This is a genomic window from Kocuria flava, assembly GCF_001482365.1.
GTDB classification, from domain to species: domain Bacteria; phylum Actinomycetota; class Actinomycetes; order Actinomycetales; family Micrococcaceae; genus Kocuria; species Kocuria flava.
Genome location: NZ_CP013254.1, coordinates 1046539 through 1060902, shown reverse-complemented (window position 1 = coordinate 1060902; position 14364 = coordinate 1046539). Strand labels below are relative to the sequence as shown.

13 protein-coding genes and 1 pseudogene are annotated in these 14364 nt (G+C 74.8%); 7 read left to right on the top strand and 7 right to left on the bottom strand.

The genetic code is table 11. The features are described from left to right. Nucleotides 1-92: 92 nt before the first annotated feature. Nucleotides 93-1313: an FAD-dependent oxidoreductase gene (locus tag AS188_RS04800; protein ID WP_083529253.1), complete on the bottom strand. Its 1221-nt coding sequence runs from the start codon at nt 1311-1313 to the stop codon at nt 93-95. Nucleotides 1314-1526: 213 nt separating this feature from the next. On the opposite strand from AS188_RS04800, the gene ppk2 reads away from it, so the two are divergent. Further along, nucleotides 1527-2462, top strand: coding sequence for a polyphosphate kinase 2 (gene ppk2 / locus AS188_RS04795; RefSeq protein WP_058857897.1), 936 nt, complete (start codon nt 1527-1529; stop codon nt 2460-2462). A gap of 38 nt (nt 2463-2500) precedes the next feature. Next, nucleotides 2501-3058 (top strand): dihydrofolate reductase family protein, encoded by a 558-nt coding sequence (locus AS188_RS04790; RefSeq protein ID WP_058857896.1) that lies wholly within the window; start codon nt 2501-2503, stop codon nt 3056-3058. A gap of 13 nt (nt 3059-3071) precedes the next feature. On the opposite strand, the gene AS188_RS17755 is transcribed toward AS188_RS04790, so the two are convergent. From AS188_RS17755 to AS188_RS04780, 3 genes and pseudogenes are all read right to left on the bottom strand, one after another. After that, complete coding sequence (locus AS188_RS17755; RefSeq protein ID WP_307725719.1) at nt 3072-4118, bottom strand: helicase-related protein; 1047 nt, start codon at nt 4116-4118, stop codon at nt 3072-3074. A gap of 98 nt (nt 4119-4216) precedes the next feature. Beyond that, nucleotides 4217-4591 (bottom strand): annotated as a pseudogene (locus tag AS188_RS17750) (DEAD/DEAH box helicase); the annotation flags it as partial. A gap of 153 nt (nt 4592-4744) precedes the next feature. After that, a complete protein-coding gene (locus AS188_RS04780) occupies nt 4745-6208 on the bottom strand; it encodes an aldehyde dehydrogenase family protein (protein ID WP_058857895.1) in 1464 nt (487 codons plus the stop codon). Between the two features lie 137 nt (nt 6209-6345). Here AS188_RS04780 and AS188_RS04775 point away from each other — a divergent pair, with 137 nt between their 5' ends. Further along, complete coding sequence (locus AS188_RS04775; protein WP_058857894.1) at nt 6346-7098, top strand: TSUP family transporter; 753 nt, start codon at nt 6346-6348, stop codon at nt 7096-7098. Between the two features lie 19 nt (nt 7099-7117). On the opposite strand, the gene AS188_RS04770 is transcribed toward AS188_RS04775, so the two are convergent. Both AS188_RS04770 and AS188_RS04765 read right to left on the bottom strand, forming a co-directional pair. Continuing rightward, nucleotides 7118-7540 carry a ChaB family protein gene (locus AS188_RS04770; protein WP_058857893.1) on the bottom strand — a complete coding sequence of 141 codons (423 nt, stop codon included), beginning with the start codon at nt 7538-7540 and terminating at the stop codon, nt 7118-7120. 68 nt (nt 7541-7608) lie between these two features. Beyond that, nucleotides 7609-8508 (bottom strand): SDR family oxidoreductase, encoded by a 900-nt coding sequence (locus AS188_RS04765; protein ID WP_058857892.1) that lies wholly within the window; start codon nt 8506-8508, stop codon nt 7609-7611. 201 nt (nt 8509-8709) lie between these two features. On the opposite strand from AS188_RS04765, the gene ilvD reads away from it, so the two are divergent. Further along, nucleotides 8710-10401, top strand: a complete 1692-nt coding sequence (gene ilvD, locus AS188_RS04760) for a dihydroxy-acid dehydratase (RefSeq protein WP_058857891.1) — start codon at nt 8710-8712, stop codon at nt 10399-10401. Between the two features lie 9 nt (nt 10402-10410). Here the strand turns inward: ilvD and AS188_RS04755 are convergent, their stop codons facing one another. After that, complete coding sequence (locus AS188_RS04755) at nt 10411-10914, bottom strand: Lrp/AsnC family transcriptional regulator (RefSeq protein WP_058859731.1); 504 nt, start codon at nt 10912-10914, stop codon at nt 10411-10413. Nucleotides 10915-11564: 650 nt separating this feature from the next. Between AS188_RS04755 and AS188_RS17365 the strand changes: the two genes are divergently transcribed. The 3 genes from AS188_RS17365 to AS188_RS04740 are packed head-to-tail and all read left to right on the top strand — an operon-like array spanning nt 11565 to nt 14361. Continuing rightward, a complete protein-coding gene (locus tag AS188_RS17365; protein ID WP_236945056.1) occupies nt 11565-11960 on the top strand; it encodes a class I SAM-dependent methyltransferase in 396 nt (131 codons plus the stop codon). A gap of 53 nt (nt 11961-12013) precedes the next feature. Further along, the gene (locus tag AS188_RS04745; RefSeq protein ID WP_058857890.1) at nt 12014-13225 is read left to right on the top strand and encodes an NAD-dependent epimerase/dehydratase family protein; all 1212 of its coding nucleotides are present in this window, start codon (nt 12014-12016) and stop codon (nt 13223-13225) included. A gap of 5 nt (nt 13226-13230) precedes the next feature. Next, on the top strand, nt 13231-14361 hold the full coding sequence (locus tag AS188_RS04740; RefSeq protein ID WP_058859730.1) for a glycosyltransferase family 4 protein: 1131 nt from the start codon (nt 13231-13233) through the stop codon (nt 14359-14361). The last annotated feature ends 3 nt before the right edge of the window (nt 14362-14364 follow it).

The following is a 14364-nucleotide window of genomic DNA, read 5'->3' as shown; positions in this document are numbered from 1 at the left end:
GGACCCCACGTTCTCGAGGCCTGTGGCACGGGGTCCCGTCGCTGCGACGGGAGCTCGCGGGGAGGAGTCGGACGGGGAGGAGTCAGGAGCGGTCAGCCGGGGCGGACGTGCTCCGGGCGCAGACCGATGCCGATCGCCCGGCCCGTGAGGTGCGGCAGGAACGGCAGCGCCCGCACGAGGCCCAGCGGCACCGGGGGCCGGGAGCGGCCCCCGGGCCGGGCGGGCACGAGCCGGCGGGCCAGCAGCAGCTGGAACAGCTGGGTGGCCCGGGCGGGCCAGGCCCGGCGGCGCTGCACGCGGGCGAGGTCGCGCCCCCGCACCCCGCCCCGCAGCAGCCGGGGCCCGAGGAGGTTGGCCGCGGCCACGGCGTCCTGGATCGCGAGGTTGATGCCCACCCCGCCGGCCGGGGACATGGCGTGGGCGGCGTCGCCGAGGAACAGCAGGCCGGGACGCCACCAGCGGCGCAGGCGGTCCACGCGCACGCGCAGCAGCTTCACCTGCTCCCAGTCCCGGACCGTCCCGATCCCTTCCGCCAGGCCGGGGGCCAGGGTGCGCACCCGGTCGCGGAAGGCCTCCAGGCCCGCGGCGCGCAGGGCCTCGTGCTCGCCGGCGCGCACGATCAGGGCGGCCTGCCAGTAGCCGGTGCTGGGCAGGGCGACCACCGCGCCGTCGCCGGCGTTGAACAGCGGCTGCTCCTGCCCCTCGGCGCGGGGCAGCCGGAACCACAGGACGTCCATCCGGGACGGCGAGGAGCGCGGGACCAGACCGGCCGCCGCCCGCAGCACGGAGTCGCGGCCGTCGGCGGCCAGGACGAGGTCGGCGCGGACCTGCACGGGCGCCCCGTCGTCGTCGTGGGCCGTGACGCCCGTGTAGCGCCCGTCCGCCACGAGCAGGCCGTCCACGGCCGTGGAGCGCAGCAGCCGGAAGCCGGGCAGGGCCAGGCCCTTCTCGGCGAGCAGGTCCAGGAAGTCCCACTGCGGCAGGAACGCGATGAACGGGCAGCGCACGGGCAGCCGGTCGAAGCGCCCGACCACGACCGCCTCCCCGCCGAGGGAGACCGTGGCCCGCTCCACGCGGGTGTGGGGCAGAGCCAGGACGTCGTCGAGCCAGTCGAGCTCGGCCATCAGCTCGAGGGTCGAGGGGTGGAGGGTGTCGCCGCGGAAGTCGCGCAGGAAGTCGGCGTGCTTCTCCAGCACCACCACGTCCACGCCCTGGCGCGCCAGCAGGACCCCCGCCATCAGTCCGGCGGGCCCGCCGCCCACCACGCAGCACGTGGTCCGCAGCCGCCGCACCGTCTGCTCCGTCGCCGCCACGGGTGCCTCCCGACCTCGCCGAACCGCCGTTGCTGCCGAGGGTCCCACCGGGGCCCCGGCCGCGCAAGGGAGATATCCGCGCCCGGGCACCGGCGGCACCCGCCGGTGCCCGGGCGCCTCCGCGGCACCCGGCGCGGGCACGACGGTTCCGGGGGCGGGGCGGCCCGCGTAGTGTGCTTCTCAGGAGATCGTGCGCAGGAGGAGGAGCGGCTGATGCCCGACGCCAGACGGCAGTGGATGCCCGCCGACCAGTGGTCCGTGCGGGAGAACCTGCGGGAGTTCATCGACCACCTCACCGAGATGGGCTACACCGTGCCGCACGGGCACGAGGACGACCCCGACCTGATCGACCCGGGCGGCTCGGCGGTGGAGACCTGGCGGGAGGACTATCCCTACGACGAGCTGATGTCGCGGGAGGACTACGAGCTGGAGAAGTACCGGCTGCAGATCGAGCTGCTGAAGTTCCAGTACTGGGCCCAGGACCACGAGCTCCAGCACGTGATCGTCTTCGAGGGCCGCGACGCGGCCGGCAAGGGCGGGACGATCAAGCGCTTCACCGAGTACCTCAACCCCCGGGCGGCCCGGGTGGTGGCCCTGACCACCCCCTCGGACCGGGAGCGGGGGCAGTGGTACTTCCAGCGCTATGTCCAGCACCTGCCCACGGCCGGGGAGATCGTGATGTTCGACCGCTCCTGGTACAACCGGGCGGTGGTCGAGCCGGTCATGGGCTTCTGCACCCCGGAGCAGTACGAGCAGTTCATGGCCCAGGCCCCGGTGTTCGAGAAGATGCTCGTGGACTCCGGGATCCACCTGACGAAGTTCTGGTTCTCCGTCACCCAGCAGGAGCAGCGCACCCGCTTCGCGATCCGCCAGATCGATCCGGTGCGCCGGTGGAAGCTCTCCCCCAACGACCTGGCGTCCCTGGACCGGTGGGAGGACTACACGGAGGCGAAGGAGGAGATGTTCCTGCGCACCGACACCGACCACGCCCCGTGGATCACGGTGAAGTCCAACGACAAGAAGCGCGCCCGCGTCAACGCGATGCGATACTTCCTGGACCAGTTCGACTACGAGGACAAGGACCCGGAGGTGGTCCACGCCCCGGACCCGCTGCTGGTCCAGCGCGGCCGGGACGCGGTCGGCGACTGAGGCCGCCCGGGCACCGTCCCGACCCGCAAGGAGGACCCGTGGGACAGCTGATCGTCACCGAGTTCATCACCCTCGACGGCGTCGTCGACTCCCCCGGCGGCGGGGACCACCCCCACGCGGGGTGGACCTTCCGGCAGGTCGAGTTCGACGAGGCGGCCTACGAGCTCAAGGACCGGGAGCAGAAGCAGGCTGCCGCGATGCTCCTGGGCCGGGTCAGCTACGAGGAGTTCGCCCCGGTGTGGCCGGCGATGGAGGAGTTCGCCGAGTACAACGCCATGCCCAAGTACGTGGTCTCCTCGAGACTGACCGACCCGCAGTGGCACAACACCTCCGTGCTGCGCTCGCTGGCGGAGGTCGCCCGGGTCAAGGACTCGCTCGATGGTCCCCTGCTCGTGCACGGCAGCGCGACCCTGGCCCAGGGCCTCGCGGCCGCCGGGCTGGTGGACCGCTACCACCTGCTCGTCTTCCCGCTGCTGCTGGGCGCCGGGCGCCGGCTCTTCGACGACTCCGCCGACACGCTGCGCCGCCTCGCCCTGGTGGAGCACGAGGCCTACGCCAACGGGGTCGTCAAGGCCGTCTACGACGTCGTGCGCTGAGGCCCCGGGCGCGTCAGGCCCCGTCGCGCACGAGCAGGCCCTCGTGCTCCTCGACCAGCCGCAGGGACAGCTCCTTGTAGCCCACGGCGTCGAAGAGGACCGTGATCCGGTCGGGCTCGGACCCCATCACCTGGCCGGGGCCCCACTCGCGGTGGGTGACGGGGGTCCCGATCTCCCAGCCGTGCGGGGTGGCGGCGGCCCGCTCCGCCGCCTCGGCCGCGGAGCCCTCCTCCCGGCAGTTGTCGCAGTTGCCGCACCACCCGCTCGTCTCCTCGCCGAAGTAGTTGAGCAGCCAGTCGCGGCGGCAGCCGTCGGTCTCCGCGTAGCCGCGCATCATCTCGATCCGCGACCGGTCGATGGCGTGCTGGGACTCGGCCTCGGCCAGCGCCGCCGCGACGGCCTGCGCGGGGGTGGCCCCCGGGGCCGCCGTGGCGCCCTCGCGGCGGGTCAGGACCCCGCCGCTGTGCTCGAGCAGGTGCAGGGCCCGCGCCACGGCGCGCCGGCCCAGCCCCGTGCGCTCCCCCAGCCCGCGCACGCGCACGGGCCCGTGCCGGCGCACGGCCCGGAACACAGCGGCGACGTCCTCCTCGGCCGGGGCGCCGCCGGCGAAGTACTGCTGCAGGCCCAGGTCCTCGGAGCGGTAGTGCAGGACCGCGAGCGCGGGGGCGCCGTCGCGGCCGGCCCGGCCGATCTCCTGGTAGTAGCTGTCGAGGGAGTCGGGCACGTCCGCGTGCACCACGAAGCGCACGTCGGGCTTGTCGATGCCCATCCCGAAGGCCGTGGTGGCGACGACCACGTCGAGCGCGCCGTCGTGGAAGCGGGCGTGGACGGCCTCCCGGTCGGACTGCCGGCGCCCGGCGTGGTAGGCCTCCGCGCGCAGCCCGCGCTCGGCCAGCGCGGCGGCGTACTGCTCGGTCTCCTTGCGGGTGGCCACGTAGAGCAGGCCGGGCCCGCCCGCGCGGGCGACCTCGTCGAGCACCGCCCGGCGCTTGTCCGCGTCCTCGTGGTGGCGCACCACGCGCAGCTCGATGTTGGGCCGGTCGAAGCTGTGCACGAGCACGAGGGGTCGCGCAGCCCCAGCCGCTCGGTGATCTCCGCGCGGGTGCGGGGGGAGGCGGTCGCCGTCAGCGCGAGCACCGGCGGGTGCCCGAGCCGCTCGACCGTCTCCCCCAGCACGAGGTAGTCGGGGCGGAAGTCGTGGCCCCACGAGGAGATGCAGTGCGCCTCGTCGACCACGAACAGGCACGGCGGGCGCGCGGCGAGCCGCTCGACCGTCTCCTCCCGGGCCAGCTGCTCCGGGGCGAGGAAGAGGAAGTCGGCGGTCCCGTCGTCGTAGGCCGCCCACGCGGCGCGCTCCTGGCGGGCGCCCACGCGGGAGTTCACCGCGACGGCGCGCCCCGGGCCGAGGTGCTCCCCGAGCGCCTCGACCTGGTCGTGCTGCAGCGCGATCAGCGGGGAGACGACCACCGCGGTCCCGGGCAGGGCGACGCCCGGGACCTGGTAGATCGCGGACTTGCCGTGGCCGGTGGGCATCACGGCGAGCACGTCGCGCCCGCCCGCCGCGGCCGCCACGGCCTCGAGCTGTCCCTCCCGGAACTCCTCGATCCCGAAGCAGTCCCGGGCGACCTCGCGCAGCCGCCCGGCGTCCGGCGCCGGACCGGTCCCTGTCGCCGTCATCGTCACGGCCTAGAAGGGGAACCGGGCGTGGCCCTCCTCCTGGACGGTGATCCACCGCCGCTCGCTGAAGGACTCGACGCCGGCCTGGCCGCCGAACTTGCCGTAGCCGGACTCCTGGATGCCGCCGAAGGGGGCCTGCGGCTCGTCGGCCACCGACTGGTCGTTGACGTGGACGATCCCGGTCTTCAGCCGCTTGGCCACGTCCCAGCCCTCGCCGAGGTTCTCGGTGATCACCCCGGCGGTGAGCCCGTAGTTGGTGTTGTTGGCGAACTCCACGGCGTCGTCCGGGCCGTCGACCTCGAAGACCACCGTGACCGCCCCGAAGATCTCGTCGTGGAAGATGTCCATCTGCGGGGTGACGTCGGTGAGCACGGTCGCGGGCACGAGCGAGTTCTCGAGCCGGTGGCCGCCGGCGCGCACGGTGGCGCCCTTGGCGACCGCGTCCTCGATGAGCCCGTACTGGCGCTGGGCGGACCGCGGGTTGACGGCCGGGCCGATCACCGTGGCGGGGTCGGTCGGGTCGCCGGTGGGCAGGTCCCGCACCTTCGCGGCGAAGCGCTCGGTGAACTCCGCGGCGATGCTGCGGTCCACCAGGACCCGGTCCACGGACATGCAGATCTGCCCGGCGTTCATGTACGCGCCGAACGCCGCGGCGTCGACCGCGTAGTCGAGGTCGGCGTCCTCGAGCACCACGAGGCTGTTCTTCCCGCCGAGCTCCAGCACGGCGGGCTTCAGGTGCTGGGCGGCGAGGGTGCCGATGGTGCGGCCCACGGAGGTGGAGCCGGTGAAGTTGACCATCCGCACCCGCTGGTCGGAGATCAGCGCCTCGACGACCCCGGCGGCGTCCGCCCGGTCGTTGGTCACCACGTTGAGCACGCCCGCGGGCAGCCCGGCCTCGACCAGGGCGTCGGCGAGGAAGAGCCCGCACGCCAGCGGGGCGTCCTCGCTGGGCTTCAGCACCACGGTGTTGCCCACGGCCAGGGGCACGGCGATGGCGCGCATGCCCAGGATGAACGGGGCGTTCCAGGGGGAGATCGCGGCGACGACGCCGTAGGGCTGGCGCACCGACATCGAGATCACCCCGGGCATGTCGGTGGCGAGCACCTCGCCCTGCGGCAGGGTCGTGGCCCCGGCCGCCTCGCGCAGGATGTTCGCGGCGAGGTGGGTGTTGAACTCGGCCCAGCCGCGCACGCCCCCGACCTCCTCGGCCATGATCCGGGCGCCCTCCTCGAGGCGGGACTCGAAGATGTCGGCGGCGCGCAGGAAGATCCGCCGCCGCTCGTTCGGGACCGTGGCGGCCCAGGCCTCGGCCGCGTCCGCCGCCGCGCCCACGGCCCGGTGGACGTCGTCGGGGCCGGCGGCCGCGACGCGGGCGAAGACCTCGCCGGTGTAGGGGTTGAGGTCCTCGGTGGTGCGTCCGGACTGTGCCGGCACGTGCTCGCCGCCGATGATCAGGTCCCGGGTGATGGTCATGTGCTGTCTCTCCGTCCTCGGTCGTGCGGTGGCCGGCCGCCAGGGGCCGCGTCTCCTCGTCAGCCTACTGTCGGTCGGGGCCGGCGCCAACGGGGGCGGGGGCGCGTCCGCTCCCGGCGCACGGGCGGTGGCGCACAATGGGGCCCGTGGAACTCGTCGTCGTCGCCGCCCTGGCCGTGCTCGTGGGCACGGTCCTCCAGCGCGTGTCCGGGACCGGGGTGGGCCTGGTCGTCGCCCCGACCCTGGCGCTGCTGATCGGCCCGGCCTCGGGGGTGCTCGTGACCAACGCGACGACGACGGTCTCCGGCTTCCTCATCATGCTCTCGGTGCGCCGCGACGTGGACTGGCGCCGCTACGCGCTGATCGCCCCGGCCGCGGCCGTGGGGGCGGTGCCGGCGGCGCTGCTGGTCCGGGAGCTGCCCGCGGCGTGGCTGCAGGTGGTGATCGGGGCGGTGGTGCTGGCGGCGCTCGCGACGACCTTCGGCCTGCCCCGGCTGCCGGAGTGGCCCGGGCGGCTGCCCACGGTGCTCGCCGGCGCGATCGGGGGCTTCTTCAACACGACGGCGGGGGTGGCCGCGCCGGTGATGGTCATCCACTCCCGGCTGGCCCGCTGGGACCACCGCTCGTTCGCCGCGACCCTGCAGCCGGTGTTCATGACCATGGGCGCACTGTCGGTGCTGACCAAGACGCTGCTGGGGGCGGCCGGGCCCGGCGGGGTGCCGCCGTGGTGGATCGCGCCCGGCGTCGTCGCCGTGGTCGTGCTCGGCGTCCTGCTCGGCGGGGTGCTGGCCCGGCGCGTGCCGACCGCCGCGGCGCGCACCCTCGCGCTCGTGCTCGCCGGGGCCGGCGGGACCCTCACCCTCGTGCGGGGCCTGCTCGGGGTGGCCTGAGCGGCGCCGACGCCGCGGCTCAGTTCCCGCGGGCCTGCCGCGTGGCGGCGTCGTTGGCCTTGCGGATCGCCTCGACGAGCTCCTTCTTGGTCATGTAGGACCGGCCCTCGACCCGCAGCCGCTGGGCCAGCTCGTAGAGGTGCTGCTTCGAGGCGTTCGCGTCCACGCCCCCGGCGGTCGGTGCGGGGTCGTCCCGGCCGCCCTCGGCGTGCTCGTCGGAGGGCCCGCTCTCCTGCTTCACCTCCCAGTGGTCGCCGACCTTCTCGTGCGTGTGCTTCAGGGACGCGAAGGCCGTGCGCGCGGCGCGCTCCTCGTCGCCGTACTGCTCGAGCGCGGAGTCGTAGGTCTTGGCGAAGGTGTCCTGCGCCTGCTGCGCCGAGCGCTGCAGGGTCGAGGGCAGCTCGCTCTTCTTCGCGTGGTCGTCCTTGCCCGTCTTGGCCATGATCCGTTCCTTTCCGTGCGGGGAGCTTCGGGTGGTGCGGGATCCCGCCGCACCGGCGGCGCGGCGGCTCAGAAGACCGGCGTGCCGCCGGTGACCCCCAGCACCGAACCGCTGACGTAGCCGGCCTCCTCCGGGGAGGCGAGGAAGACGTAGGCGCCCGCGAGCTCGGCCGGCTGGGCGATGCGGCCCAGCGGGGTGTCCCGGCCCATGGCCGCGACCGCCTCCGGCTCCTTCGTGGCCGGCTGCAGCGGCGTCCACACCGGGCCGGGGGCCACGGCGTTGACGCGGATCCCGCGCGGGCCGAGCTCGGCGGCGAGGTTGGCGGTGACGTTGTTGAGGGCGGCCTTGGTCGCGGCGTAGTCGATCATCGTCACGGAGGGGTCGTAGGCCTGGACCGAGGTGGTGTTGATGATGCTGTCCCCGCGGCCGAGGTGGGGCAGCGCCGCCCGGCTGACCCACAGGGTGCCGTAGAGGTTGGTGCGCACGGCCCGCTCGAGGTCCTCGGTGCGCAGGCCCTCGAGGCCCGGCTCGCCGCGGGCCCAGTGGTAGCCCGCGTTGTTGACGACCACGTTGAGCCCGCCGAGGCCCTCGACCGCGCGGTCGACGACCTCCTGGCAGACCTGCTCCTCGCGCAGGTCGCCGGGGACCAGCACGGCCGTGCGCCCCGCCTTCTCGATCCACCCGACCACGTCCTGGGCGTCCTCCTGCTCCTCGGGCAGGTGGTTGATCGCGACGTCGGCGCCCTCGCGGGCGAAGGCGATCGCCACGGCCCGGCCGATGCCGGAGTCCCCGCCGGTGATCAGGGCCTTGAGCCCCTCCAGCCGGCCGCGGCCCTGCCACGAGGACTCCCCGTGGTCGGGCACCGGGTCCATCGCGGCGGTGAGCCCGGGCGGACGCTGCTGCTGCTCGGGCATCCCCCCCTCGTCGGTCATCGCACGGGCGTGCTGGGAGACGGGGGACTCGGGCATCGCGGAACTCCTTCGATCAGGGTGCTTATCGTTGCTCTCCTCCAGCCTAGGAGCCCTGGCCGCGCTTGTCTCCCCCGCGCCCGGCGGCGGAGGTCCCCGCGCACGGCGGCGGTCGCCCCCGGGCGCGGGGGTCGACGCCCCGCGAGCCCGTCGATAGGCTCGCCGGACACCCCGCCGCACGCCCCGACCCCGGAGGACCGCATGAGCCCCGACATGAAGCCCCGCAGCCGCCAGGTCACCGACGGCATCGACGCGACCGCCAGCCGCGGCATGCTGCGCGCAGTGGGGATGGGCGACGACGACTGGGAGAAGCCGCAGATCGGCATCGCCAGCTCGTGGAACGAGATCACCCCGTGCAACCTCTCCCTGGACCGGCTGGCCCAGGGGTGCAAGGAGGGCGTGCACGCCGGCGGCGGCTATCCCCTGGAGTTCGGCACGATCTCCGTCTCGGACGGGATCTCGATGGGCCACCAGGGCATGCACTTCTCGCTGGTCTCGCGCGAGGTCATCGCCGACTCGGTGGAGACCGTGATGCAGGCCGAGCGCCTGGACGGCTCGGTGCTGCTGGCCGGCTGCGACAAGTCCCTGCCGGGGATGCTCATGGCCGCCGCCCGCCTGGACCTCGCCGCGGTCTTCCTCTACGCCGGGACGATCGCCCCGGGGTGGGTGAAGCTTACCGACGGCACCGAGAAGGACGTCACGCTCATCGACGCGTTCGAGGCGGTGGGCGCCTGCAAGGCCGGGCTGATGGGCAAGCAGGACCTGGACCGGATCGAGCGGGCCATCTGCCCCGGCGAGGGCGCGTGCGGCGGGATGTACACCGCGAACACGATGGCCTCCGTGGCCGAGGCCCTGGGCATGAGCCTGCCCGGCTCCGCCGCCCCGCCCTCGGCCGACCGGCGCCGCGACCAGTTCGCCCACCGCTCCGGGGAGGCGGTCGTGGAGCTGCTGCGGCGGGGGATCACGGCCCGGGACGTGCTGACCCGGGAGGCCTTCGAGAACGCGATCACCGTGCTCATGGCCCTCGGCGGCTCCACCAACGCCGTGCTGCACCTGCTCGCGATCGCCCACGAGGCGGAGGTGGAGCTCTCCCTCGACGACTTCAACCGGATCGGCGACCGCGTGCCCCACCTCGCCGACCTCAAGCCCTTCGGCCGGTACGTGATGAACGACGTCGACCGCCACGGCGGGATCCCGGTGGTCATGAAGGCCCTGCTCGACGCCGGGCTGCTGCACGGGGACGCCCTGACCGTGACGGGCCGCACCGTCGCCGAGAACCTCGCCGCCCTGGACCCCGACCCCCTCGACGGGACGGTCATCCGCGCCCTGGACAACCCCATACACCGCACCGGCGGGATCACGGTCCTGCACGGGTCGCTGGCCCCGGAGGGGGCCGTGGTGAAGTCCGCCGGCTTCGACGCCGAGGTCTTCGAGGGCCCGGCCCGGGTCTTCGAGCGCGAGCAGGCCGCGATGGACGCCCTGGGCCGGGGCGGGATCACCGCCGGCGACGTCGTGGTGATCCGCTACGAGGGCCCCAAGGGCGGGCCCGGGATGCGGGAGATGCTCGCGATCACCGGCGCGATCAAGGGCGCGGGCCTGGGCAAGGACGTGCTGCTGCTGACGGACGGGCGGTTCTCCGGAGGGACGACGGGGCTGTGCATCGGCCACATCGCCCCCGAGGCGGTCGACGCCGGGCCGATCGCGTTCGTGCGCGACGGCGACCGGATCCGCGTGGACCTCGCTGCCAGGAACCTGGAGCTGCTGGTCGACGCGGAGGAGCTCGCCGCCCGGCGCACCGGCTGGTCACCGCTGCCGCCGCAGTACGCGGGCGGGGTGCTGGGCAAGTACGTCAAGCTCGTGCGCTCCGCCTCCCTGGGCGCGGTCACCGTCTGAGCGCCCCGGTCACCGCCCGCCCGGACCGCCCCGCGCCTGCGGGCCGGGGTCCCGGTCCATCAGCGGGGCGATCCGGTAGGGGATGACGGTGCGCAGGAACATGCTCGTGGAGGTGCGCAGGATCCCCGGGCACAGCCGGATCTCCTCGGAGACCCGGTAGAGGTCGTCGGGGTCGCGGGCCACGACCCGGCACAGCAGGTCGGTCTGCCCGGCCGGGGCGAAGACCTCGATCACCTCGGGGATGGCCTCCAGCCCGGCGACCGCGGCCTCGAGCTGGTGCTGGTCCAGCTCCACGGCCACGCTCGCGGCCATCCCGTACCCGAGGGCCCCGGGCGTCACCCGGGTGCTGTGCCGGCGCAGGGCGTCCCCGGCGCGGAAGCGCTCGAGGCGGGCGTGGATGGTGCCGCGGGCCAGGCCCGTGCGCTGGGCCAGGGCGAGCACCGTCATCCGCGGGTCCTCGTCGAGGGCGGCCAGGATCCTGCGGTCGGTGGCGTCCAGCCGGTCGTTCGTCATGCTGACCACTTCCCGTCCCGCGCCGCGGCGCGAATTGGTCGATCTGATCAGTTCCAGACTAGACGTTTGCGCAGGGTGCCGAACCCGATGTTCTCTGGTGTGCACACGGAGCGTCTTCCCACGAGGAGCGGCGCACCCCGGCCGGCGCCGGGCCCCCACGAGGGGACCGGCGCCCGCGTCCGCCCGGCACCCCGGGACGGCACGGCCTCCGACGGCTCCGGGTCCGGAGGCGGCCAGTCTATCGAGCACGCACGCCGGCGCCCTGGTCCAGGATGGGACCATGTCGACACGCAGGGCCCGCCCCGACTTCTCGCGGCGCGACGCCGCGCTCGCCGAGCTGATGGACGACCCCGCCTGCGACCTCGCCGCGCTGCACCGCACGTACGCGCGCTTCGGCCTGGTCAACCGGCTGGTCGCGGGCTGGGCGCGCACCTGGCGCCGGACGCTGCTGCCCCTGGCGGCCCGGGAGGGGCGGCTGAGCGTCCTGGACGTGGGCTGCGGCGGGGGCGACCTCGCCCGCGCGCTCACGGCCTGGGCGGCCCGCGACGGCGTGTCCCTGCGCGTGACGGGGGCGGACCCCGACGAGCGCGCCCAGGACTGGGCCGCGCGGCGCACGGCCCGGCGGCTGGGCCGCGGGACGGCCGCGGCTGGTGCCCCCGTCCTTCCGGGCCGTCACGAGCGCGCAGCTGGTCGAGGCGGGCGAGCGCTTCGACGTGGTGGTCTCCAACCACCTGCTGCACCACCTGGACCCGCCGGCGCTGCGGGCGCTGCTGGCGGACTCCGAGCGGCTGGCCCGCCGGCTCGTGGTGCACAACGACCTGGTGCGCAGCGCCGCCGCCCACCGGCTGTGGTCGGTGGGCGTGCTGCCGCTGGCGCCCGGGTCGTTCCTGCGCACGGACGGGATGCGCTCCCTGCGCCGGGCCTACTCCCCCGCCGAGCTGGCCGGCCTGGCCGGGCCGGGCTGGACGGTGACCCCGGGCTCCTACGCCCACCAGCAGCTGGTCCGCACCCGTTCACCTGCCGGTCACGCGGACCCCGCACCCTGAACACCGAACCACCACCAGGGGAGGCGTCCCGCGCCTCCCGGAACGGAGCACGGATGAAGATCGCGATCCTGGGCGGCGACGGCTTCTGCGGCTGGCCCACCACCCTGCACCTGTCCGCGCGCGGCCACGAGGTGCTCGTGGTCGACGACCTCTCCCGCCGGGCCGTGGACCGGGAGCTGGGCACGGAGTCCCTCACCCCGGTGCGCTCCCTCGACGAGCGCCGCGTGGCGTGGGCGGAGCGGACCGGGCGGCGGATCGGCTTCGCGCACCTGGACCTCTCGCGCGACTACGAGGCGTTCGTGGACCTGCTCGTCACCGAGCGCCCGGACGCCCTGGTCCACTTCGCCGAGCAGCGCGCCGCCCCGTACTCGATGCGCTCGCCCGGGCACAAGCGCTACACCGTGGACAACAACGTCAACGCCACCCACAACGTGCTCGCCGCCGTGGTGGAGTCGGGCCTGGACGTGCACGTGGTCCACCTCGGGACCATGGGCGTCTACGGGTACGGCACGGCGAGGATGCGCATCCCGGAGGGCTACCTCGACGTCGAGGTGCACGGCCCGGACGGCCCCGTGCCGCAGCAGATCCTCTACCCCGCCAGCCCGGGGTCGGTCTACCACATGACGAAGGTGCTGGACCAGACGCTGTTCGCGTTCTACGCCAAGAACGACGGCGTGCGCGTCACCGACCTCCACCAGGGCATCGTGTGGGGCACCGCCACCGCCGAGACCGCCCTCGACGACCGGCTCGTCAACCGCTTCGACTACGACGGCGACTACGGGACCGTGCTCAACCGCTTCCTCGTCCAGGCCGCGGTGGGCCACCCCCTGACCGTGCACGGCACGGGCGGGCAGACCCGGGCGTTCATCCACCTCCAGGACACGGTCCGGTGCGTGGAGCTGGCCCTGGCCCACCCGCCGGCGGCCGGGGACCGGGTGAAGATCTTCAACCAGATGACCGAGACCCACCGGGTCCGCGACCTCGCCCGCCTCGTGGCGGAGCTGACCGGCGCCGAGGTGGAACGCGTGCCCAACCCGCGCCAGGAGGCCGCGGAGAACGACCTGCACGTGGTCAACGACGCGTTCCTGGACCTGGGCCTGGAGCCGACCACGCTCTCGGCGGGCCTGCTGCTGGAGATCGAACAGACGGCGGTGCGCTACGCCGACCGCGTGGACCCCCAGCGGATCCCGGCGACCGCCGTGTGGAACCGGCACCGCAGCCCCGGCCTGCCCGCCCGGCGTCCCGCCGCGCGCGTCGGCGCCTGACCCGGATGCGGGTCGCGCTCTACACGGACGTCTTCGCCCCCCACGTGGACGGGGTCGTCACCCGCCTGCTGCGCACCCTGGAGCAGCTCGGGGAGCTCGGCCACGAGGTGCTCGTGGTCACCCCGGGACGCCCGCCGCGGCGCTGGGGTCCGCACCGGGTGGTCCGCGCCCCGTCGCTGGCGTTCCCCTGGTACCCGGACCTGCGGGCCGGGCTGCCCGGACCGCGCGCCGAGCGGGCCGTCACGGCCTTCCGCCCCGACGTGGTGCACGCGGTGAACCCGGTGTGGTTCGGCGCCTGGGGCGCGCTCTCGGCCCGGCGCCGGCGGCTGCCGCTGCTCGCGTCCTTCCACACGGACGTCCCGCAGTACATGGACGCCCTGGGGCTCGGGGCCCTGCGCGGGACCGCCGAGCGGTGGATCCGCACGACGCACAACGCGGCGCAGGTCAACCTGTGCACCTCCGCGCCGATGCTCGAGCGGGCCGCCGCGCTGGGGGTGCGCGAGCCCCTCCTGTGGCCCAAGGGCGTGGACACCGTCCTGTTCCGCCCGAACCGGGCCCACCCGGCGGTGCGCGAGCGGCTGACCGGCGGGCACCCGCGGGAGCGGCTCGTGCTCGCGGTGGGCCGGCTCTCGCGCGAGAAGAACCTCGAGGCGCTGCGCGAGCCCCTGCGGCGGCTGCCGGGGACCCGGCTCGCCCTCGTGGGCACCGGCCCGCACCGGGCGGCCCTGGAGCGGGCCTTCGCCGGTCTGCCGGTCGTGTTCACCGGCCCCCTGGCCGGGGAGGAGCTCGCGGCCGCCTACGCCAGCGCGGACGTCCTCGCGTTCCCCTCGACGACCGAGACCCTCGGGCTCGTGGCCCTGGAGTCCCTGGCCAGCGGGGTGCCCGTGGTGGGCGCCCGGGCGGGCGGGATCCCCTTCGCCGTCGACGACGGGCGGACGGGGCTGCTGGTGGACCCGGGACGGCCGCAGGAGCTGACGGCCGCGCTCGCCCGGCTGCTCGACGACGACGGGCTGCGGGCGCGGATGGGCGCCGCCGGCCGCGCGGAGGCCCGGACGCTGGACTGGCGCGCCGCGACCGAGACCCTCGTGGGTCACTACCGGTCGGCGGTCGAGCGGCACGGGGCGCTCCGGCGCTGAGGC